This is a genomic window from Kitasatospora sp. GAS1066B (assembly GCF_041262605.1).
Classification (GTDB): Bacteria; Actinomycetota; Actinomycetes; order Streptomycetales; family Streptomycetaceae; genus Kitasatospora.
On record NZ_JBGCCO010000044.1, the window covers coordinates 19,192 to 43,167 of the forward strand.

A 23,976-nucleotide genomic window follows, 5' to 3' on the forward strand; every position below is an offset into this window, starting at 1 on the left:
GAATCAGTCCTCCTGGTTGTGGGTTGGGGTGACACCAGTGGCCTCGGTGGCCTCGGCGAGCTTGGCGGCCAGGATCGGTCCGATCTGGGCCAGCGAGCCGGCTTGGGTCATCCGGTTGTGCCGGGTGGCGATCTCGTACGAGTCGATCCGGCCGGCGATGTAGGGGCGCCAGATCCCGGGCCCGGCGTTGTCCTCGGTCCGGTCGATCGTGGAGTTGAAGAGCAGCAGGTCTCCGTCGAACCTTCGGGGGACGAAGTCGACCGCCAGCTTCGCGTTGTTGATCATGATCTGGACGATGACCTCGATCTGCCGCTCCGTCAGGCCGGCCAGCGCGCTGCCCCGCCGGTTCAGGACCTCGGCGACCTCGCCGTAGGTCAGCGCCCGGTCGCCCAGCTCGTCCGGGTCGACGTCGAGCACACCGACCAGCACGTCCCGTTCGGTGGGCACCGGCACCTCCTCGAACTGCACGTCCTTCACCGGGTAGGCGTCGAGGATCGCCAGCAGTGCGGTGCGCTCACCGCGCGACTGGAGCTCGCAGGCGACCGCGTGGGCGATCAGCCCGCCGGCGGACCAGCCGAGCAGCAGGTACGGGCCCTCCGGCTGGATCTTGCGGATCTGGTCGACGTAGTCGGCCGCCATCTCCTCGTAGGACGCCGGCAGCGGTTCGGGCCGGCCGAGGCCGCGCGCCTGGATCGCGTAGAGCGGATGCTGGGGACCGACGTGGTTCAGCAGCCCGCTGTACGACCAGCTGATGCCGCCGCCGGGGTGGATGCAGAAGAGCGGTGTCCCGTTCCCGGTGGTGCGCAGCGGCAGCACCACGTCCAGCGCGTCGCCCGGGTCGTTCATGACCAGGCGTTCGGTGAGCCCGGCCACGGTCGGCGCTTCGAACAGCGTGCGCAGGCCCACCTCGATGCCGAGGGTCTCGCGGACCCGGGAGACCAGGCGGGCCGCCAGCAGCGAGTGCCCGCCCAGGTCGAAGAAGCTGTCGTCGATCCGCACCTGCTCCCGGCCGAGGGCCTCGGCGAACAGGTCGCACAGCAGCTGCTCCTGCGGCGTACGCGGGCCGCGTCCGCCGCCCGGCGCACCGTAGTCGGGGGCGGGCAGGGCGGCCCGGTCCAACTTGCCGTTGGCGGTCAGCGGCAGCACGTCCACGGTGACGAACGCCGACGGCACCATGTAGTCGGGCAGTTCGCGGCGCAGCCGGTCGGACAGCTCGCCCGCCTCGGGCACCCCCTCGGGGGCGGCCACCAGGTAGCCGACGAGCCGCTTGTCGCCCGGCTGGTCCTCGCGGGCCACCACGGCCGCCTGGGCGACGCCCGGGCAGCTCGCGAGCACGGCCTCGATCTCGCCGGGCTCGATCCTCAGGCCCCGCAGCTTGACCTGGTGGTCGGCCCGTCCGGCGAACTCGAGCCCACCGTCGGCCCGCCACCACGCCAGGTCGCCGGTGCGGTACATCCGGCTCCCGGCCGGCCCGTACGGGTCCGCGGTGAACCGCTCGGCCGTCAGACCCGGGCGGCCGAGGTAGCCGCGGGCCACGCCCACTCCCGCGAGGTACAGCTCGCCGACCATGCCCGTCGGCACCGGCCGCAGGTGCTCGTCGAGCACGTAGGCACGCATGTTGGCCATCGGAGCACCGATCGGCACGGTCGCGGCGTCCTCGCAGAGGGTGCGCACCGGGTGCCAGGTGGCCAGGGTCGTGGCCTCGGTCGGCCCGTAGCCGTTGACCACCTCGATGCCGGGGCAGGCCGCGCGCACCCGGGCGACGGCGGCCGGGGAGACCACGTCACCGCCGGTCCAGACCTCGCGAACCCCGGCGAGCAGGCTCGGCCGCTCCTCGGCGACCAGGCGGAACAGGCCGGCTGTCAGCCACAGCCCGGTCACCCGGTGCTCACTGACCGTCTGCTGCAGCAGGTCGAGGTCGAGCCGCTCGGGCGGTGCGACCACGACCCGGCCGCCGTTGAGCAGCGGCACCCACAGCTCGTACGTCGAGAGGTCGAAGGCGGTCGGGGAGTGCATCAGCACCCGCTCGTGTCCGCCGCCGCGCCATTCGGGGGTGAGCGCGAGGCCCACCACGTCGCGGTGGGTGACGGCCACGCCCTTCGGCCGCCCGGTGGATCCGGAGGTGTACATGATGTACGCCAGCTGCCGGGGGTCGCAGGGGACTTCGAGTTCGGACGGGTCGGGCTCGGCCCGGAGCAGCGCGGTCAGCACGTCCTCGGTGAGCACCAGCGCGGCCCCGGTCTCCCGCAGGATCAGGTCGATGCGGGACGACGGGAAGCGCGAGTCGAGCGGCACGTAGGCGCCGCCCGCCTTGATGATCGCCAGGATCGCCACGACCAGCTCCGCCGAGCGCTCCAGCATGACCGCGACCGGTGTCTCCGGTCGCACGCCCTGACGGATCAGCGCCCGAGCGAGGTGATCGGCCCGGATGTCGAGTTCCCGGTAGGTCAGCTCGGTGCCGCCGGCCACGACCGCCACGGCGTCCGGGGTGGCCCGGACCTGGCGGGCGAACAGTTCCGGTACCGCGGCCTCGGGCAGCTCGGCGGCGACGCCCGTGGACTCGGACAGCTGCCGGCGGCGTTCCTCGCCGGACATGACGTCGATCCGGCTGATCGGCCGGTCCGGGTCGGCGACCGCCGTGCGCAGCAGCCGCGCCCAGCGGTCGAACAGCAGCTCCACGGTGGGCGCGTCGAACAGGTCGGTGGCGTACTCCACCGCGCCGATCAGGCCGTCGAGGCCGCCGTCCGGGCGGAACTGCTCGGCCAGGCTGAAGGTCAGGTCGACCCGCGCGGTTCCGGTCGGCGCCTCCAGGTGGCCGGTCTCCAGCCCCGGCAGCGCGAACTCGCCCAGCGGCGCGTTCTGCAGGGCCAACATGATCTGGAACAGGGGGTGGTGGGCCAGCGACCGCACTGGGTTGACCACCTCGACCAGGTACTCGAACGGCACGTCCTGGTGGTCGTACGCGGTGAGCGCCTTCTGCCGCACCCGGCCGAGCAGTTCGGCGAAGCCCGGGTCGCCGCCGGTGTCGGTGCGCAGCACCAGGGTGTTGACGAAGAAGCCGACGAGCTCGTCCAGCGCCTGGTCGGTACGGCCGGCGATCGGGCTGCCGATCGCGATGTCCGTGCCGGCACCGAGCCGGGTGAGCAGCGCGGCGAGGCCGGCCTGGAGCACCATGAACAGGCTGGCGCCGCGCTCGGCGGCCAGGTCCCGCAGGGCCTGGTGCAGTTCGGCGTCCATCCTGACCACGACCCGGTCGCCCAGCTGGGAGGCCACCGGCGGGCGGGGCCGGTCGGCGGGCAACTGCACCTGCTGCGGCATACCGGTCAACTCATCTTTCCAGTATGCCAGTTGCCGCGCGAACAGGCTCTCCGGGTCGGCGGCGTCGCCGAGCAGATCGCGTTGCCAACGGGTGTAGTCGGCGTACTGCACCGGCAGCGGGGACCACTGCGGCTCATCGCCCCGGCAGCGCGCCGCGTAGGCCGCCGCGAGGTCGCCGGAGAGCGGGCCCATCGACCAGCCGTCGGCGGCGATGTGGTGCACCACGACCAGCAGCACGTGCCGGTCGTGGGCGAGCGCGTACAGCTCCGCCCGGACCGGCGGTTCTGCGGCGAGGTCGAAGCCGCGGCGGGCCGTGTCCGCCAGCCGTTCGGCCAGCCGGCTCTCGTCGAACTCGACCACCGGCAGCTCCGGGTATGCCTGCGAAGCGCTCAGCACGACCTGGTACGGCACGCCGTCCGTCTCCCGGAAGACCGTCCGAAGGCTCTCGTGCCGGGCGATCACGTCCGCCAGCGCGGCGTGCAGGGCCGACCGGTCGAGTCCGCCGGTCAGGCTCAGTGCGAGCGGCATGTTGTAGGTGGCGCTCGGCCCGTCCATCCGGTGCAGGAACCACAGGCGGCGCTGCGCGAAGGACAGCGGCAGCAGCTCGGGGCGCGGCTGGGCGGTCAGCGCGGGCCGCGCCGTTCCGGAGCCGTCGAGACGGGCCGCCAGCCCGGCCACGGTCGGGGTCTCGAACAGCGTCCGGACCTCCAGCTCCGCGCCGAGGGTCGCCCGGACCCGGGAGGCCAGGCGGGTCGCCAGCAGCGAGTGTCCGCCCAGGTCGAAGAAGCTGTCCTCGACACCGACCTGCGCCAGCCCGAGCACCTCGGCGAACAGCTCGGCGAGGAGCTGCTCCTGCGGGGTGCGCGGCGCCCGCCCGGCTCCGACCGAACCGAGGTCGGGAGCGGGCAGTGCGCGGCGGTCGAGCTTGCCGCTGGCCGTCAGCGGAAGCGTCTCCAGTGCCACGAACGCCGACGGGACCAGGTAGTCGGGCAGCCGCCCGCGCAGCCAGTCGCGGAGTTCGCCGATGAGGGCGGCGGTGTCGCGGCTGTCGGTCGGACGGTTGGTCAGCGACGAAAGGGTCCTGCCGGTGGCCCGGGCCGGCAGGTACGGCTCGACCGGGCAGCCGTGGTGCGCCCGCAGGTCGGCGAAGACGACGTCCACGGCGTCGGCCTGCGTCGGCGACCAGGTGACTCCCACCCGGAGGTCGAACTCCCGCCCGAGCTCGTGGAAGTCGTCCGGGTCGGGCAGGACGCCCTCCTCCGGGGCGTGCAGCTGTTCCAGCAGCTCGGCGAGCGAGCTGTCCCCGTTCTGCACCGCGCGGGCCAGGGCGGACTCCCGCGCCACCCGGAGGTTGGGCACCCCGGTGACCCGCAGCACGTCCGCGAGCGGCTGGCCGAGCAGCTCGCGCAGCCCGGCCAGGCCGGCGACCTGCCGCCCCCACTCCAGCTCGACCGGCCGGCTCGTGGCTGCCGGGGCGGCCGGCGACTTGTGCAGCGTCACGTCGTAGCGGTAGCGGCTCAGTTCGTTGTGGTGCCGGCCGCGCTTGACCTCCACGGCCACCGCACCGATGTTCGTTCCGTGCTCCCGCAGGGCGGTGAAGAAGTCCGGGTCGACGAGAAGTTCCTTCTCGACCCGGAGGGCCTGCTCCACGGCGCGGCGCACCGTCGCGAGGTCGGCGTCGGCAGCGGTCCGGTGCAGCTGGACGGCCGTGGCCAGCGGGCGCAGCAGCCGCAGGTTGCGGACGTCGCCGATGAAGAGCGCGCCGCCGGGGGCGAGCAGCCGCATCAGCTTCGCGATCACGTCCGCGAGGTACTCGGCGGACGGGAAGTACTGCACCACCGAGTTGATCACGATGGTGTCGAACGTCCCGGTGGGCAGTTCGTCGGTGTCGTGCGCCGGGCGGGTCTGCAGCACGACGCGCTCGGCCAGGTCCTCCTGTCGGGCCACCTGGGCGGCCAGCGCGTCGATCGCGGTCGCGGAGAAGTCCGTCGCCCAGTACGTCTCGCAGTGCGGCGCGATCTGCGAGAGCAGCAGACCGGTGCCGACGCCGACCTCCAGCACCCGGCGGGGGCGCAGGGCCAGGATGCGGGAGACGGTCGCGTCCCGCCACTGCCTCATCTGCTCGACCGGGATCGGGCTCGCGTCGTAACTGCTGTTCCAGCCCACGAAGTTCTGGCCGAAGACGGCTTCCTCGGGGGTGATGGGCAGGGCGTCGTAGATGCCCTGCCACTCGCTCACGTGGTCGGCTTCGTGGCCGCTGTCCCGGAGCGCCTCCAGACGCGGGACGACGTAGCCGATGAGCCGGTCGTCCTGGGCGAGGACGGCGGCCCGGGCGACGGCGGGGTGCTCGGCCAGGGCCGCCTCGACCTCGCCGGGCTCGACCCGGAAGCCGCGCACCTTCACCTGGTCGTCGGCGCGGCCGACGTACTCCAGCTGGCCGTCGGTGCGCCAGCGCACCACGTCGCCGGTGCGGTACATCCGCTCGCCGTCGTTGCCGAACGGACAGGCGACGAAACGCCCCGCCGTCAGACCGGGCCGGTTCAGGTACCCGCGCGCCAGCCCGGCGCCGGCCACGTACAGCTCCCCCGGCACGCCCGGCGGCACCGGCCGCAGCCGCTCGTCCAGCACGTACACGCGGGCGTTGGCGATCGGACGGCCGATCGGCGGCACACCCGTCGCCGGGGACAGCGGGTCGCTCATCGTCGCGCACACCGTCGTCTCCGTCGGACCGTACGCATTGACCATCCGCCGGCCGGGCGCCCAGCGGTCCACCAGTTCCGGCGGGCATGCCTCACCCGCCACCACCAGCGTGGACACGGACAGCGAGTCCTCCGGCAGGGCGGCCAGGACGGACGGCGGCACGGTCACGTGGGTGACCGCCAGGCCCGGATCGGTCAGCGCGGCCACCGGCTCGGCTGCGGGCAGCACCAGGGCCGCGCCGCGCAGCAGGGCGGTGAAGATCTCCGACACCGAGGCGTCGAAGCTGGGCGAGGCGAACTGGAGCACCCGGCTGCCGGGTTCGATCGCGAACCGCTCGATCTGGGCCGCCACCAGACTGGCCACGCCTCCGTGGCCGACCACGACGCCCTTGGGGCGGCCGGTCGAGCCCGAGGTGTAGATCACGTACGCCGGATGCCGGACATCCAGCGCGACCACCGGATCGGTCTCCGGCCAGTCGGAGACCTCGGACACCAGCGCCGGATCGTCGACCACCACCACCGGACGGGCGTCCTCCAGCATGAACGCGATCCGCGCCCGCGGGTACGCCGGATCCACCGGCAGATACGCCGCCCCGGCCTTCAACACACCCAGGACCGCCACCACCGACTCCACCGACCGCGGCAACGCCACCGCCACCAACTGCTCCGGCCCCACACCCCGAGCGATCAGGGAATGCGCGAACCGGTTAGCCCGAGCGTTCAACTCCCGATACGTCAACTCCAAACCGCCGCAGACCAACGCGACCGCATCCGGCACCGCCGCCACCCGCACCGCGAAGGCCTGCGGCACCGGGACGGCGCCCACCTCACGGGCTGTCGCGTTGCCCCGCTCCAGCAACTGGTGCCGCTCGTCCGTGTCGAGGAGGTCGATCCCTCCGATCGGCTGCTCCGGATCGGCGGTGACCGTCTCCAGCAGGAGCGTCCAGCGCCGGGCGAGGGCGGCGACCGTCGACCGGTCGAACAGGTCGGTGGCGTACTCCACCCCCCCGACGATCCCGGCCGGACCGCCGTCCGGACCGAACTGCTCGGCGAGGCTCAGACCGAGGTCGAACTTGGCGGTTCCGGTGGCCACCGCGTAGGTGGCGACGTCCAGGCCGGGCAGCGAGAACCGGCCCATCGGCGCGTTCTGCACGGCCAGGATGGTCTGGAACAGCGGGTGGTGCGACAGCGACCGGGACGGGTTCAACGCCTCCACCAGGTGCTCGAACGGCACGTCCTGGTGCGCGAACGCCTCCAGCGCCGTCTCCCGCACCCGACCCAACAACTCGACGAACGACGGATCACCACTCGTGTCCGTCCGCAGCACCAGCGTGTTGACGAAGAACCCGACCAACTCGTCCAGCGCCTCATCCGTACGCCCCGCGATCGGACTCCCGATCGGAACGTCCGTCCCCGCACCCAACCGCGTGAACAGCGCGGCGAGACCCGCCTGCAACACCATGAACAGACTGGTGCCGGTACGCCGCGCCAACTCTGTCAGCGCCGCGTGCAGTTCGGGGCTCAGCTGCAGGCCGACCTGGTCCCCGCGCCAGCCCGCGACGGCCAGCCGCGGCCGGTCGGTGGGCAGCGGGAGCAGCTCCGGCAGACCGGCCAACTGGTGCTTCCAGTAGTCGAGCTGTTCGGCGAACCGGCTTTCCGGGTCGGCTGCGTCACCGAGCAGGTCGCGCTGCCACAGCGTGTAGTCGGTGTACTGGACCGGCAGGAGCGACCAACCCGGCGAGCGGCCCTCGCACCGGGCCGCGTACGCCTCGGCCAGGTCGCGGGCCAGCGGCCCGGTGGACCAGCCGTCGCCGGCGATGTGGTGCATCACCAGCAGCAGCACGTGCTCGTCCGGCGCGACCGCGAACAGCTCCGCCCGCAGCGGGGGTTCCGCCGCCAGGTCGAAGGGCTGCCGGGCGAACTCGGTGAGCCGCTCCGTCAGCTCGGCCTCCGACACCTCGGTCAGCCGCGCCCTGGGCCGGGCCGCGCCGGGGTGCAGGACGAGCTGGCACGGTACGCCGTCGACCTCCGGGAAGACCGTCCGCAGGCTCTCGTGCCGGGCCACCACGTCGGCCAGTGCCTCGTCCAGTGCCGCCCGGTCGAGCGTCCCGGTCAGTCGGAGCGCCAGCGGAATGTGGTAGGTCGCGGTGGTGCCGTCCATCCGGTGCAGGAACCAGAGCCTGCGCTGGGCGAAGGAGAGCGGCACAGCCTCGGGCCGCTGATGCGCGGTCAGCGCCGGGCGGGCGCGGCCCGGCTCGCTCAGCGCTGCGGCCAGGCCCGCCACGGTGGGCGCCTGGAAGAGCGCGCGCAGCTCCAGTTCCACGCCGAGGACCGAGCGCACCCGCGCGGCCAGCCGGGTGGCGAGCAGGGAGTGCCCGCCCAGCTCGAAGAAGTCGTCGTCGACACCGACCTGCGCCAGCCCGAGCACCTCCGCGAACAGCCCGCACAGGATCTGCTCCTGCGGCGTGCGCGGCACGCGCCCGGCTCCGGCCGAGCCGAGGTCGGGAGCGGGCAGCGCCGCCCGGTCCAGCTTCCCGTTCGGCGTCAGCGGCAACGCGTCCAGCACCACGAAGACGGCCGGGACCAGGTAATCCGGCAGGCGGCCGCGCAGGTGCGCGGCCAGCTCGTCAGGGCGAACCGCCACGTCGGGACGCACGGCCACGTAGCCGATGAGCCGGTCGTCCTGGGCGAGGACGGCGGCCCGCGCGACGGCGGGGTGCTCGGCCAGGGCCGCCTCGACCTCGCCGGGCTCGACCCGGAAGCCGCGCACCTTCACCTGGTCGTCGGCCCGGCCGACGTACTCCAGCTGGCCGTCGGTGCGCCGGCGCACCACGTCGCCGGTGCGGTACATGCGCTCCCCGTCCGCGCCGAACGGGCAGGCGACGAACCGTCCCGCCGTCAGACCCGGCCGGTTCAGGTAGCCGCGCGCCAGACCCGGCCCCGCGACGTACAGCTCCCCCACCACCCCCGGCGGCACCGGCCGCAGCCGCTCGTCCAGCACGTACACCCGGAAGCCCGCGACAGGTCGGCCGATCGGCGGCACACCGGCCGACGGCGACAGCGGCTCGCTCATCGTCGCGCACACCGTCGTCTCCGTCGGACCGTACGCGTTGACCATCCGCCGCCCCGGCGCCCACCGGGCCACCAGTTCCGGCGAGCAGGCCTCACCCGCCACCACCAGCGTGGTGGCCGTGAGCTCGGCGCCGTCCAGCGCGGCCAGGGCCGAGGGCGGCAGCGTCACATGGGTGACGTCGAGCCGGCGGTCCGTCAGGGCCTCCAGCGGGGCCTCGGTCGGGGCCAGGACGAGGGCGGCACCGGTCAGCAGGGCGCTGCACAGGTCCCAGAAGGACGCGTCGAAACTGGGCGAGGCGAACTGGAGCACCCGGCTGCCGGGCACCACGCCGAGCCGCTCGACCTGCGCCGCCACCAGGCCCGACACGCCGGCGTGGCTCACCGACACGCCCTTGGGGCGGCCGGTCGAGCCCGAGGTGTAGATCACGTACGCCGGATGCCGGACATCCAGCGCGATCTCCGGATCGGTCTGCGGCCAGTCCCCTTCGGACACCAGCGCCGGATCGTCGACCACCACCACCGGCCGCGCGTCCTCCAGCATGAACGCGATCCGCGCCCGCGGGTACGCCGGATCCACCGGCAGGTACGCCGCCCCGGCCTTCAACACACCCAGGACCGCCACCACCGACTCCACCGACCGCGGCAACGCCACCGCCACCAACTGCTCCGGCCCCACACCCCGAGCGATCAGCGAATGCGCGAACCGGTTAGCCCGAGCGTTCAACTCCCGATACGTCAACTCCAAACCGCCGCACACCAACGCGACCGCATCCGGCACCGCCGCCACCCGCACCGCGAACAGCTCCGGCAGGCTCGCCGTGGCCTCCCCCTCCTCCACGGCGGGGAGCAGCTCACCGCTCTCCTCGGCGGACAGCAGGTCGATCCTGCCGATCCGCTGGTCCGGAGCGACCGCGACCGCGGCCAGCAGCCTGGTCCAGCGGGCGACCAACGTCTCGACCGTCGCGCGGTCGAACAGGTCGGTGCTGTACTCGACCGCGCCGCTGAGCCCGGCCGGCGCGCCGTCGGGCCCGTACTCCTCCGCGAGGCCGAAGGTCAGGTCGAGCCGCGAAGTCCCGGTGGGCACTGCCACCCCGGAGACCCGGAGGCCGGGGAGGTCGAAGTCGCCGCCCGGCGCGTTCTGCACGACCAGCCCGGTCTGGAACAGCGGGTGGTACGACAGCGACCGGGACGGGTTCAACACCTCCACCAGGTGCTCGAACGGCACGTCCTGGTGCGCGAACGCCTCCAGCGCCGTCTCCCGCACCCGACCCAACAACTCGACGAACGACGGATCACCACTCGTGTCCGTCCGCAGCACCAGCGTGTTGACGAAGAACCCGACCAACTCGTCCAGCGCCTCATCCGTACGCCCCGCGATCGGACTCCCGATCGGAACGTCCGTCCCCGCACCCAACCGCGTGAACAGCGCGGCGAGACCCGCCTGCAGCACCATGAACAGCGTCGCACCCGATCGCCGCGCCAACTCCGCCAGAGCAGCGTGCAGTTCGGCGTCGATCCGGATGTCCAGCAGGTCGCCGCCGTACGACATGGCGGCCGGACGCGGCCGGTCGACAGGCAGCTGCAGTTGCTCGGGCAGCCCCGCCAGCGCCTCGCTCCAGTAGCCGACCTGGCGGGCGAACACGCTGTCGGCGTCGTGCTCGTCGCCGAGGATCTCGTGCTGCCACAGGGTGTAGTCGCCGTACGTCACCGGCAGCGCCGGCCATGCGGGTGTCCCGCCGCCCTGCCGGGTGGCGTAGGCGGTGGCGAGGTCGTGGGCCAGCGGGCCCATGGACCAGCCGTCACCGGCGATGTGGTGCATCACCAGCAGCAGCACGTGCTCGTCCGGCGCGACCGCGAACAGCTCGGCCCGCAGCGGCACCTGCGAGGTCAGGTCGAAGCCGCGCACCGCCGCCTCGCGCAGCAGGGCCGGCACCTCAGCCTCGCCGGCCGCACGCACCGTCAGCGGGACGGCGACCTCGGCGGCGTCCAACACTCGCTGGTGCGGGATTCCGGCCGTCTGCGGGAAGACCGTACGCAGGGTCTCGTGCCGGGCCACCACGTCCGCGAGCGCGGCGCTCAAGGCGGCCCGGTCGAGGTCGCCGGACAGCCGCAGCGCCAGCGGCATGTGGTAGGTGGCGCTCGGTGCGCCGAACTGCTGGAGGAACCAGAGTCGGCGCTGGGCGAACGACAGCGGCATCGGCTCGCGACGGGGCCGCGGCACCAGGGCCTGCCGCGCGGTGCCCGCGCCGTGCAGCCCGGCCGCGAGCCCGGCGGGCGTCGGCGTCCGGAACAGGCCGCGCAACTCCAGCTCGACGCCGAGAGTCGCCCGGACCCGCGACATCAGGCGGGTGGCGAGCAGGGAGTGCCCGCCGAGGTCGAAGAAGTCGTCGTCGACCCCGACCCGCGGCAGGCCCAGGACCTCGGCGAACAGCTCGCACAGGATCTGCTCCTGTGGGGTGCGCGGCGCCCGCCCGGCTCCGGCCGAGCCGGGGTCGGGAGCGGGCAGCGCCGCCCGGTCCAGCTTCCCGTTCGGCGTCAGCGGCAGCGCGTCCAGCAGCACGAACGCCGACGGCACCAGGTAGTCCGGCACCCGCTCGCGCAGGTACGCCGCCAGTGCCTCCCCGGTGGCCGGTTGCTGCGTCGAGGCCACCGCGTACGCGACGATCCGGGTCTCGCCCGGCTTGTCCTCGCGGGCGAGCACCGCGACCTGGGCGACGCCCGGGTGCGCGGTCAGCTCCGCCTCGATCTCGCCCGGCTCGACCCGGAAACCACGCACCTTCACCTGGTGGTCCACCCGGCCGGCGAACTCCAGCTCGCCGTCGGCGCGCCAGCGGACCAGGTCCCCGGTGCGGTACATCAGCGAGCCTGCCGGACCGTACGGGTCGGCCACGAACCGCCCAGCCGTCAGCCCAGGCCGGTTCAGATAGCCGCGGGCCAGCCCCGCCCCGGCCAGGTACAGCTCGCCCGTCACCCCCGGGGCGACCGGCCGAAGGGCCGAATCCAGCACGTACGCGCGGCAGTTGGCGATCGGTCGGCCGATCGGCACCGGCAGCGGGCAGTCGGCGGGGTCGGCCGGCAGCAGGTAGGCGGTGATCACATGGGTCTCGGCGGGCCCGTAGTGGTTGTGCAGCGTCCGGCCCGGGCGACGGGCCTGGAACCGGCGCACCGCGCCGCCGAGGCGCATCGCCTCGCCAGCCTGTGCGACCAACCGCAGACTCGGCAGCTCCAGCCCGGCCTCCTCGGCGGCCTCGGCCAGCGCCTCGACCACCAGGTTGGGCGCGAACAGCTCGGCGACCTGGTGCCGGTCGAGCCAGTGCGCGAACAGCTCGGCGCTGCGGCGCTGCTCCTCGGTCGGCACGACCAGGGTCTTGCCGTACAGCAGCGCGGAGAGCAGCTCCTGCACCGAGACGTCGAAGCTGATCGCGGTGAACTGCGCGGTGCGCGTGCCGGGTTCGCCGCCGACAGCGTTGTGGTGCCACGCCAGCAGGTTCAGCAGGCCGGCGGCGGGCATCACCACGGCCTTGGGCCGGCCGGTGGAGCCGGAGGTGTAGATGACGTAGGCCGGGTGCCGCGGGTCCACGGAGACGGCCGGATCGTGCTCCGGCTGCTCCCCGTCCGGTGTGACGGCCGCGAGGTCGTCGAGGACGACGGCCGGCCGCGCGTCCTGAAGCATGTACGCGATGCGGGCGGCCGGGTAGTCCGGGTCGATCGGCAGGTACGCAGCCCCCGTCTTGAGCACCGCGAGGACGGCGACCACCAGCTCGGCCGAGCGCGGCAGCCGCAGGGCGACGACCTGCTCCGGCCCCACCCCCCGGGCGATCAGCGCGTGCGCCAGGCGGTTGGCCCGGCGGTTCAGCTCGCGGTACGTCAGCACGGTGTCCTCGAACACCACCGCCGGGGCCTGCGGGGTCGCCCGGACCTGTGCCTCGAACAAGGCCGGCAGGGCGTCGGCGGGAACCGGTCGGGCGGTGTCGTTGCGTGCCACCAGCAGCTCGTGCCGCTCCTCGGCGGTGAGGACGTCGATCCGGCTCAGCGGCCGGTCCGGCTCGGCGACCACCGCCGCCAGCAGGCGCAGCCACCGGGCGACCAGCGCCTCCACCGTGGTGTGGTCGAACAGGTCGGTGCTGTACTCGACCCGCCCGACGATGCCCTCGGCCGGCCCGCCGGCAGAGCCGCGCTCCAGCAGGTGGAAGCCGAGGTCGAACATCGCCGTGGGCGTCCGGACCAGAAGGATCTCGGCGCCCAGACCGCTCAGCTCGAACTCGGTGCGGGGCACGTTCTGCAGCGCGAGCAGCACCTGGAACAGCGGCTGGCGGGCGAGCGACCGGGACGGGTTGAGGGCCTCGACGACGTGCTCGAACGGCAGGTCCTGGTGCGCGTACGCGGCCAGCGCGCCCTCCCGGACCCGGGCCAGCAGCTCGGCGAACGACGGGTCGCCCGAGGTGTCGGTCCGCAGCACCAGGGTGTTGACGAAGAACCCGACCAGGTCGTCCAGCGCCTGGTCCGTCCGGCCGGCGATCAGGCTGCCGACCGGGATGTCGTCGCCGGCGCCGAGCTTGTCCAGCACCGCCGCCAGCGCGGCCTGCAGCACCATGTAGACGCTGGCCCCGTGCTTCCGGCCCAGGCGCACCAGTGCGCCGTGCAGTTCCGCGTCCAGGTCGATCGCCAGGTGCCCACCACGGTAGGAGGCCGTCGCCGGGCGGGGCCGGTCGGCGGGCAGCCGGATCTGCTCGGGCAGGCCGGCCAGCCGCTCCGTCCAGTAGGCCGACTCCCGGGCGAACAGGCTCGTGGGATCGTTGCGGTCCCCGAGCAGCCGCTCGTGCCACAGGGTGTAGTCGGCGTACTGTACCGGCAGCGGCGCCCACCGCGGTTCCTCGTGCCGGCGACGCGCCGCGTACGCGGTGGCCAGGTCGGCGGCCAGCGGGCCCAGCGACCAGCCGTCACCGGCGATGTGGTGCACCACCAGCAGCAGCACGTGCTCGTCGGCGGAGAGCTCGAACAGCTCGGCGCGCAGCGGCGGTTCGGCCGCGAGGTCGAAGCCGCGCACGGCAGCGCGGGCCAGCAGCTCCGTCAGGCTCGTCTCGTCGGCCGGGGTGACCGGCAGTTCCGGCCGCACCGTCCCGGCGGCCAGCACCTGCTGGTACGGGACGCCGTCCACCACGCGGAAGACCGTGCGCAGGGTCTCGTGGCGGTCGGCGACGTCGCCGAGGGCCGCCTCCAGGGCCACCCGGTCCAGCGGGCCGGAGAGCCGCCACGCCAGCGGCATGTGATAGCTCGACCCGGTGTTCTCCAGCTGGTGCAGGAACCACAGCCGCCGTTGGGCGGACGACAGCGGGACCCGGTCGGGCCGCGCCGCCCGCTCCATGGCGGGCCTGGCCCGCCCTGCGCCGCCCAGCCCGGCGGCCAGCCCGGCCACCGTCGGGGTCCGGAACAGGGCGTGCAGGGTCAGCTCCACGCCCAGGGTCGCGCGGACCCGGGCCAGCAGGCGGGTGGCGAGCAGGGAGTGCCCGCCCAGGTCGAAGAAGTCGTCGTCGAGGCCGACCTCCGGCAGGCCCAGCACTTCGGCGAACAGCCCGGCGAGGACCTGCTCCTGGGGGGTGTGCGGAGCCCCCCCGGTCCGCAACCCGGTGACGTCCGGCTCGGGCAGGGCCCGGCGGTCCAGCTTGCCGTGGGCGGTCAGCGGCAGGCCGTCCAGGGAGACGAACGCGGCGGGCACCATGTAGTCGGGAAGCCGCTCGCGCAGGTGGGCGCGCAGCTCGTCCGGCTGGAGCTCCGCCCCGATGGCGGGCACCAGGTAGGCAACCAGGCGGGTGTCCTCTGCACGATCCTTCCGGGCGATCACGGCGACCTGGCCGATCCGCGGGTGCTCGGCCAATGCCGTCTCGATCTCGCCGAGTTCGATCCGGAAGCCGCGCACCTTCACCTGGTCGTCGGTGCGGCCTACGTACTCCAGCTCGCCGTCGGCGCGCCGGCGGACCAGGTCGCCCGTGCGGTACATGCGTTGGCCCGCCGGGCCGAACGGGCAGGCCACGAACCGCCCGGCGGTGAGCCCGGGCCGGTTCAGGTACCCCCGCGCCACGCCCGGGCCCGCGACGTACAGCTCCCCGGCCATCCCCGGCGGTACCAGGCACAACCGCTCATCCAGCACGTACGCCCGGAAACCGGCGATCGGACGGCCGATCGGCGGCACACCCGCCCCTGGCGACAGCGGTGCGCTCATCGTCGAGGCCACCGTTGTCTCCGTCGGACCGTACGAGTTGATCATCTTCCGCCCCGGCGCCCACCGCGCCACCAGATCCGGCGTGCACGCCTCACCCCCCACCGTCAGCGTGGAGACGGTCACGTCCTCCGGCCGCAGCGCCGCCAGCACGGACGGCGGCACGAGCACATGGGTGAGCGCGAGACTTGCGTCGGTCAGCGCGGCCACCGGCTCAGTCGCGGGCGCCAGCACCAGGGCCGCGCCGCTCAGCAGGGCCGCGAAGATCTCCCATACCGAGGCGTCGAAGCTCGCTGACGCGAATTGGAGCACCCGGCTGCCGGCGTCGATGCCGAGCCGCTCGACCTTCGCGGCCACCACACCCGGCACGCCGAGGTGGCTCACCATCACGCCCTTGGGCCGACCGGTCGAACCCGAGGTGTAGATCACATACGCCACGTTGTCGGGCTCGACGTGGATCCCGGGGTCGGTGTCCGCCAGCCCGTCCGACTCGGCTCCGGCGTCGAGCAGCAGCCGGTCGAGCCCCGCCGCGCCCGGCAGGGTCGCGTCGAGGCCGACGGTGGTGACCAGCAGGGCCGGCCGGGCGTCGTCGAGCAGGTACGCGATCCGGGCCGCCGGGTATTTCGGGTCGATCGGCAGGTACGCGGCCCCGGCCTTGTGCACCGCGAGGATGGCGACCACCAGCTCCGCCGAGCGCGGCAGGGCCAGCGCCACCAGCTGCTCCGGACCCACCCCCCGGGAGATCAGGGCATGCGCGAGCCGGTTGGCCCGGGCGTCCAGCTGACCGTATGTCAGCGTGAGATCCGCGCTCACCACGGCCACCGCCTCGGGCCGTTCCTCGACCACGGCCCGGAACAGGGCGGGCAGGCTCGCGGCGGGCGACGGGTGTGCCAGGTCACCGGCGGCCGACAGCAGCTCGCGGCGCTCCTCGGCGGACAGCAGGTCGAACCGGCCGAGCCGCTGCTGCGGGTCGGCGACGGCCGCGGTCAGCAGCCGCACCCAGCGCGCGGCCATCGTTTCGACGGTGGCCGGGTCGTACAGGTCGCTCGCGAACTGGACGAACGCGTCGATCCCGGCCGGGGAGCCGTCCTCCGCGTGCCGCTCGGCGAGCGAGAAGAGCAGGTCGAACTTGGACGTGGTCGTGGTCAGTTCCACCTCGGCGGCCCGCAGGCCGGGCGGGGCGAACTCGGCGCGGACGTTGTTCTGCAGCACCAGCATGACCTGGAACAGCGGGTGGTGGGAGAGCGACCGGGACGGGTTGAGCGCCTCGACCAGGTACTCGAACGGCAGGTCCTGGTTGGCGTACCCGGCCAGCGCAGTGTCCCGGACCCGGGCGAGCAGCTCGGCGAAGGTCGGGTCGCCCGAGGTGTCCGTCCGGAGCACGAGGGTGTTGACGAAGTAGCCGACCAGCTCGTCCAGCGCCTGGTCCGTCCGGCCGGCCGTCAGACTGCCGACCGGGACGTCGTCGCCCGCGCCGAGCCGGTGCAGCAGCGCCGCCAGCCCGGCCTGGAGTACCATGAACAGGCTGGTACCGGTGGTGCGTGCGAGCTCGCGCAGGCCGCGGTGCAGCTCCGCGTCCAGCTCGGCCCGGACGAAACCGCCCCGATGCGAGGCGACCGCCGGCCGGGGCCGGTCGGCGGGCAGCTGCAGCTGCTCCGGCAGGTCGGCCAACTGCCTTGTCCAATAGGCCGATTGATGGGCGAACGGGCTGCCGCTGTCGGTGGCCTCGCCGAGCAGCTCGTGCTGCCACAGGGTGTAGTCGGCGTACTGGACGGCCAGCGGCGCGCGCCGCGGCTCCTCGCCCCGGCAGCGGGCCGCGTAGGCCTCTGCGAGGTCGGCGGCCAGCGGGCCGAGCGACCAGCCGTCGCCCGCGATGTGGTGGAGCACCAGCAGCAGCACGTGCTCGTCCGGCGCCAGCTCGAACAGCTCCGCGTGCAGCGGCAGTTCGGTTTCGAGGTCGAACGGGTGGGTCAGCGCCACAGTCAGCGCGCCGGACAGCCCGGCCTCCGTCGTCCGGCGCACGGCGAGACCCGGGCGGGCCGCCACGACGTCCAGCACCCGCTGGTACGGCACGCCGTCCACCACCGGGAAGACCGTCCGCAGGGCCTCGTGCCGGGCCACCAGGTCCGTCACGGCCGCCTGCAGCGCCTCCCGGTCGAGCCGGCCGGACAGCCGCCAGGCCAGGGGGATGTGGTAGTTCCCGCTGTCGCCCTCCAGCTGGTGCAGGAACCACAGCCGCCGCTGCGCGAACGACAGCGGGAGCTGCTCGGGCCGCGGGAACGGCGCCAGCGCCGCCTGCGCGGGACCGGCGGCCACCAGGGCGGCGGCCAGGCCGGCCGGGGTCGGCGCCTCGAACAGGGTGCGCAGCTCCATCTCGACACCGAGCGTCGCGCGGATCCGGGCGGCCAGCCGGGTGGCCAGCAGCGAGTGCCCGCCCAGCTCGAAGAAGCCGTCCTCGACACCCACCGGCGCCACCCCGAGGACCTCGGCGAACAGCTCGCAGAGGACCTGCTCCTGCGGGGTGCGCGGCGCGCGGCCGGTGCCCGCGGGGGCGAGGTCGGGAGCGGGCAGGGCCCGGTGGTCCAGCTTGCCGTTGGCGGTCAGCGGCAGCGCGTTCAGCACCACGAACGCCGACGGCACCATGTGCTCCGGCAGCCGCCCGGCCAGGTGCGCGCGCAGGTCGGCCGGGCGCGGTGCGGTGCCGGTGGCGGGCACCAGGTAGGCGACCAGCCGGGTGTCGTCCACCCGGTCCTGCCGGGCCAGCACGGCGACCTGGGCGACGCCGGGGTGCGCGGCGAGTGCCGCCTCGATCTCGCCGAGCTCGATCCGGAAGCCGCGCACCTTCACCTGCTGGTCGGCCCGGCCGACGTAGCGCAGGCTGCCGTCCGCCGCCCGGCGCACCACGTCGCCGCTGCGGTACATCCGGGAGCCGGCCGGCCCGAACAGGTCGGCCACGAACCGCCCGGACGTCAGACCGGGCCGGTTCAGGTAGCCGCGCGCCAGGCCCGGGCCCGCGACGTACAGCTCGCCCGCGACGCCCGGGGCGACCGGGCGCAGGCCGTCGTCGAGGACGTACGTCCGCAGGTCCGGGATCGCGGTGCCGATCTGGCCGGCCGGGATGCCGGACCGGTCGAGTGCCGCGTGGGTGACGTGCACCGTGGTCTCGGTGATGCCGTACATGTTGACCAGCCGCGGCCCGTCGTCCGGGTGCCGCTCGTACCAGCTCGCGAGCCGGGCGGGCTCCAGCGCCTCGCCGCCGAAGACCACCGTGCGCAGGGCGAGTTCACGGCCGGTCTCAGGCGCCTCGACGTCCGCCTGGATCAGCTGGTAGAAGGCGGACGGCGTCTGGTTGAGCACGGTCACCCGCTCGCGGGCGAGCAGTTCCAGGAACCGGCCGGGCGAGCGGCTGGTCTCGTGGTCCACGACCACCAGCCGGCCGCCGTGCAGCAGCGCGCCCCACAGCTCCCACACCGAGAAGTCGAAGGCGTAGGAGTGGAAGAGCGTCCAGACGTCCTCGGCGGAGAAGCCGAACAGTTCCCGGGTGGTGTCGAACAGCCGCACCACGTTCCGGTGCGGGACCACGACGCCCTTGGGGTCGCCGGTGGAGCCGGAGGTGTGGATGACGTAGGCCGGGTGCCCGGGGTCGACCGGGACCGCCGGGTCCGTGTCCAGCAGCCCGTCCAGTCCCTCGGCGTCCAGCAGCAGCCGGTCCACCACCTCCGCGCCCGGCAGGTCGCCGATCCGGCTGGTCGTCACGAGCAGCGCGGGCCGGGCGTCCTGGAGCAGGTAGGCGATCCGTGCCGTGGGGTACTCCGGGTCCACCGGCACGTACGCGGCGCCGGCTTTGAGCACCGCGAGGATCGCGACCACCAGCTCGGCCGAGCGCGGCAGGGCCACCGCCACCAGCTGCTCCGGCCCCACTCCCCGCTCGATCAGGACGTGCGCGATCCGGTTGGCCCGGGCGTTCAACTCCTGGTACGTCAGCGACACTTCGCCGCTCACCACGGCGGTCGCGGCCGGGTTCGCCCGTACCTGCCGCTCGAAGAGCGCGGTGATACCGCTCACCGACAGCTCGCCGTCGCGGCCTTCGCCGGCCGGCAGCAGCGCGCGGAGCTCGTCGGCGGACAGGACGTCCACCCGGCCGATCCGCCGGCCGGGGTCGGCGACCACGGCCCGCAGCAGCCGGAGCCACCGCTCGACGATCCCCGCCACGGTGGCCGCGTCGAACAGGTCGGTGCTGTACTCCACCAGGACCGACAGCCCGTCCGCACCGGGCTGTTCGGTCACCATGAAGGTCAGGTCGCACTTGGCCGTCCCGGTGTGGACCAGGTCGGTCGCCACCCGCAGCCCCGGCAGCTCGAACGCGCCCAGCGGCGCGTTCTGCAGGGCGAGCATGGTCTGGAACAGCGGGTGGTGCGACAGCGACCGGGCCGGGTTCAGCGCCTCCACCAGGTGCTCGAACGGCACGTCCTGATGCGCGTACGCGGCCAGCGCGTCGGCACGCACCCGGCCCAGCAGCTCGGTGAACGACGGGTCGCCCGACAGGTCGGTGCGCAGCACCAGGGTGTTGACGAAGAAGCCGACCAGGTCGTCCACGGCCTCGTCGGTGCGCCCGGCGATCGGCGTGCCGATCGGGACGTCGGTGCCCGCGCCGAGCTTGCCCAGCAGGGCGGCCAGTCCGGCCTGGAGCACCATGAAGAGGCTGGCCCCGCCGTCCCGGGCGAGCGCTCGCAGGCCCTGGTGCAGCTCGGCATCGATCCGCACCGGCAGGTGGGCGCCCCGGTAGGACATCGCCGCCGGCCGGGGCCGGTCGAACGGCAGTTCCAGCTGCTCGGGCAGGCCCGCCAGCTGCTCGCTCCAGTAGGCCAGTTGACCGCTCAGCAGGCTGTCCGGGTCCGAGGCGTCGCCGAGCAGTTCCCGCTGCCACAGGGCGTAGTCGGCGTACTGGACCGGCAGCGGCGACCACTGCGGCTTCGCTCCGTCGGATCGGGCCGCGTAGGCGGTCGTCAGATCCTGCGAGAGCGGCCCCATCGACCAGCCGTCACCGGCGATGTGGTGCACCACGAGCAGCAGTACGTGCTCCTGCGGTCCCAGCTGGAACAGTTCGGCGTGCAGCGGCGGTTCCTCGGCGAGCTCGAAGCCGTACCGGGCCGCCTGCGCCAGCAGGGGAGGCAGCCCGCGCTCGCCGACCTCGGTCACCCGCAGCCGCGGCCGGGCCTCGTCGGGGTCCAGCACCCGCTGGCACGGCACGCCGTCGACCGTCGGGAAGGTGGTGCGCAGGCTCTCGTGCCGCTCGACCACGTCCGCCAGGGCGGCCTCCAGGGCCCGCTGGTCCAGGTTTCCGGACAGCCGCAGCGCCAGCGGGATGTTGTACGTGGCGCTCGGGCCCTCCAAGCTGTGCAGGAACCACAGTCGGCGTTGCGCGAAGGACAGCGGGACCGTCTCCGGCCGCTCGCGCCGGTCGAGCGCGGGCCGCGCCCGGCCCGCGACGTCCACCGCCGCCGCCAGTTCCGCCACCGTCGGAGCGTCGAACAGGTCGCCCAGCCGCAGCTCCACGCCGAGGGTCGTCCGCGCCCGGGCGACCAGCCGGGTGGCCAGCAGCGAGTGCCCGCCGAGGTCGAAGAAGCTGTCGTCCAGCCCGGGCTCGGACACCCCGAGGACCTCGGCGAACAACCCGACGAGCAGGTGCTCGGTCGCGGTGCGCGGAGCGCGGCCTGGCGTGGCGGGCTGCGACTCGGGCGCGGGGAGGGCCCGGCGGTCGAGCTTGCCGTTCGGGGTCAGCGGCAGTGCGTCCAGGACCACGAACGCCGACGGCACCATGTACTCCGGCAACCGCTCCCGCAGCCGGGCCCGCAGGGCGTCCGGCTGGACGACCTGACCCGCCACAGGAACGGCGTAGGCGACCAGGCGGGGTTCCGCCTCGGCACGCACCGTCACGGCGGCCCGGGCGACCTGGGGGTGTTCGGCGAGGACGGCCTCGATCTCGCCGAGCTCGACCCGGAAGCCGCGGATCTTGACCTGGTCGTCACTGCGGCCGAGGAACTCCAGGTTCCCGTCCGGGTTCCACCGCACCAGGTCCCCGGTGCGGTACATCCGCGATCCGGACGGCCCGAACGGGTCCGCCACGAACCGCCCGGCGGTCAGGCCCGGCCGGTCGAGGTAGCCACGGGCCAGCCCCGCGCCCGCGATGTACAGCTCACCCGCCGCGCCGGTCGGCAGCGGCCGCAGGGCGCCGTCGAGCACGTGCAGCCGGGCGCCCGTGACAGGTCGGCCGATGACCGGGCGCGGGCTCGAACCCACCAGCGCGGCCACCGAGTTGACGGTGCACTCGGACGGCCCGTAGAGATTGAGGCAGGCGACGTCCTCGGCCGCCCGCAGCTGCTCCCACAGCCGTTCCGGGACGGCCTCGCCACCCGCCGCAACCAGCGCCGGGCGCCACCGCGGGTCGCTCAACAGACCGTGGGCGACCAGGACTTGGAGGTAGGACGGGGTGGCTTCGACGAAGTCCAGTGCGTTCCGCGCGGCGTAGTCGACGAAGGCGTCCGGGTCGGTCCAGGTCGCGTGGTCCAGGACGTGCAGCTCGTGGCCCCCGAAGAGGGCGAGCAGCTGGTTCCAGGAGGCGTCGAAGGACACCGAGGTGGTCAGCGCGACCCGCAGCCGCCGCCCCTCCTTCAGCAGCGGCGCGAACTGCACCTGCCGGAGGTCGGTGAGCAGGTTGAGCAGCCCGCCGTGGGTCGCCAGCGCGCCCTTGGGCCGTCCGGTGGAGCCGGAGGTGTAGATGACGTACGCCGGGTGGCCCGGGTCGACGGCCACCATCGGGTCGGCCGCCGGGCGGTCGGCGACCAGCGCGGCCGTCTCCGGGTCGTCGAGCACCAGCCGGCCGACCAGACCGGCCCCGGGCAGCCGCTGCGCGCTGCGGGAGTCGGTCACGAGCAGGGTCGGTCGGGCGTCGTCGAGCAGGTGGACGATCCGGGCGGCCGGGTACTCCGGATCGACCGGGACGTACGCCGCGCCGGTCTTCAGCACCGCGAGGACGGCCACCACCAGCTCGGCCGAGCGCGACAGGGCCACCGCCACCAGCCGCTCCGGGCCCGCGCCCCGGTTGATCATGGCCTGCGCCAGCCGGTTGGCCCGGGCGTCCAGCTCCGCGTACGTCAGCGAGACGTCGCCGCAGACCAGCGCGGTGAGGTCCGGGGTCGCCCGGACGTGCTCCCGGAACAGCTCCGGCAGGCTCGCGGCCGGGGCCTGGGCCGCCCGCCCGGTGCCGACCTCCGCCGACTCGCGGTGCTCCTCGGCGGTGAGCAGTTCGATCCGGCCCAGCGGCATGTCCTGGTCGCAGTCCGCGATGGTGTCCAGCAGCGCGAGCAACCGCCGCTGGTGGGCGGCGAGGTGGTCGGGGCCGTACGCCTCCGGCGAGCCGTGCAGGCGCAGCAGCGGCGGATTGCCGTCCCGGTAGTCGAACACCCAGACGGCGAGGTCGGTGGTCGAGCCCGACACGAAGTGGTGCACGGAGGCGGGGTGCCCGGCGAAGCTCGGCCGGGAGTTGAAGGCCATGATGTTGACGATCAGCGGGAACGCCGTCCCGATGCCGCCGGGCGCGCCGAGGTCGCGCAGCAGGTCCTCGCTGCGGTAGCGCTCGTGCGCGACGGCCGTCTCGACCTCCCGCACCGTCTGGGCGACGAGCTCGCGCCAGGGCATGTCCGGCCGCACCGTCAGCCGCAGCGGCACCACGTTGGACATCGTGCCGGGCACGGCCGTCAGGTCGCGGTCGGCGCCCCGGCGGGCGGTGACGGGCATGGCGAGCACCACGTCCTGGGTGCCGGTCAGCCGGTGGGCGTAGAGCGCCGTCGCCGCGATCAGCAGCCGGGACCACCGGACGCCGGCCCGGTCGGCTGCCGCCCGCAGGGCGTCCGGACGCCGCAGCTCCCGTTCCTCGGCCAGCCGGAGGGCCAGGTTGGGGTCGGTCGGGGAGGCGTCGGTGAGCCGGGTGGGGGCGGGCCGGTCCGCGAAGCGCTCCGTCCAGTAGGCGCGGTCGGCGGCGAAGTCGGTGGACGCGCGGTAGGCGGCGTCGCTGTCGACCAGGTCCCTCAGCGCGCCGAACGGGCACGGCGGCACGGCGCCGCCCTCAGCCAGCGCCGAGTACACCTCGCCGACCCGCTGCCGGACCAGCGAGCTGCTCAGCGCGTCCAGCACCACGTGGTGGTAGTTCAGGTACCAGAGGTACTCGGTCGGCGACAGCCGGATCAGCGCGTGCCCGAACAGCGGGTCACGGGCGAGGTCGAGCGGGCGCAGCAGGTCCCGTTCCATCCACTCCAGGGCCGCCGCACGGGGGTCGGGTTCCCCGCCGAGGTCGAGGTGCGCCGGCGCCCAGTCCCAAGTCTCCCGCAGGACCTGGCGCGGGCCCTCGCCGTCGTCGACGAAGCTCACGTGCAGGGCGTCGACCTCGTCGACCACCCGGCGCAGCGCGGTCTCGAACAGCTCCCGGTCCACCGGTCCGTGGATCTCCAGGCACTCGCCGACGCGGTAGCCCGGGATCGGGGCCTTGGACCGCTGCTCGGCGAGCCAGATCTCGCGCTGGGCAGCTGTCAGGGGAAGGGCCTCGCCATCGCGACGGGACAAGGGGGTACCTCCAGAAGTGTGGGCAGGCGTGGTCGCAGGATGCGCCGGAGC

1 protein-coding gene is annotated in these 23,976 nt (G+C 73.9%); it reads right to left on the bottom strand.

Annotation, left to right across the window (positions count from 1 at the left end; translation table 11 throughout):
- Positions 1–3 precede the first annotated feature (3 nt).
- Positions 4–23,925: a non-ribosomal peptide synthase/polyketide synthase gene (locus tag ABH937_RS34115; protein WP_370220484.1), complete on the bottom strand. Its 23,922-nt coding sequence runs from the start codon at positions 23,923–23,925 to the stop codon at positions 4–6.
- Positions 23,926–23,976 lie beyond the last annotated feature (51 nt).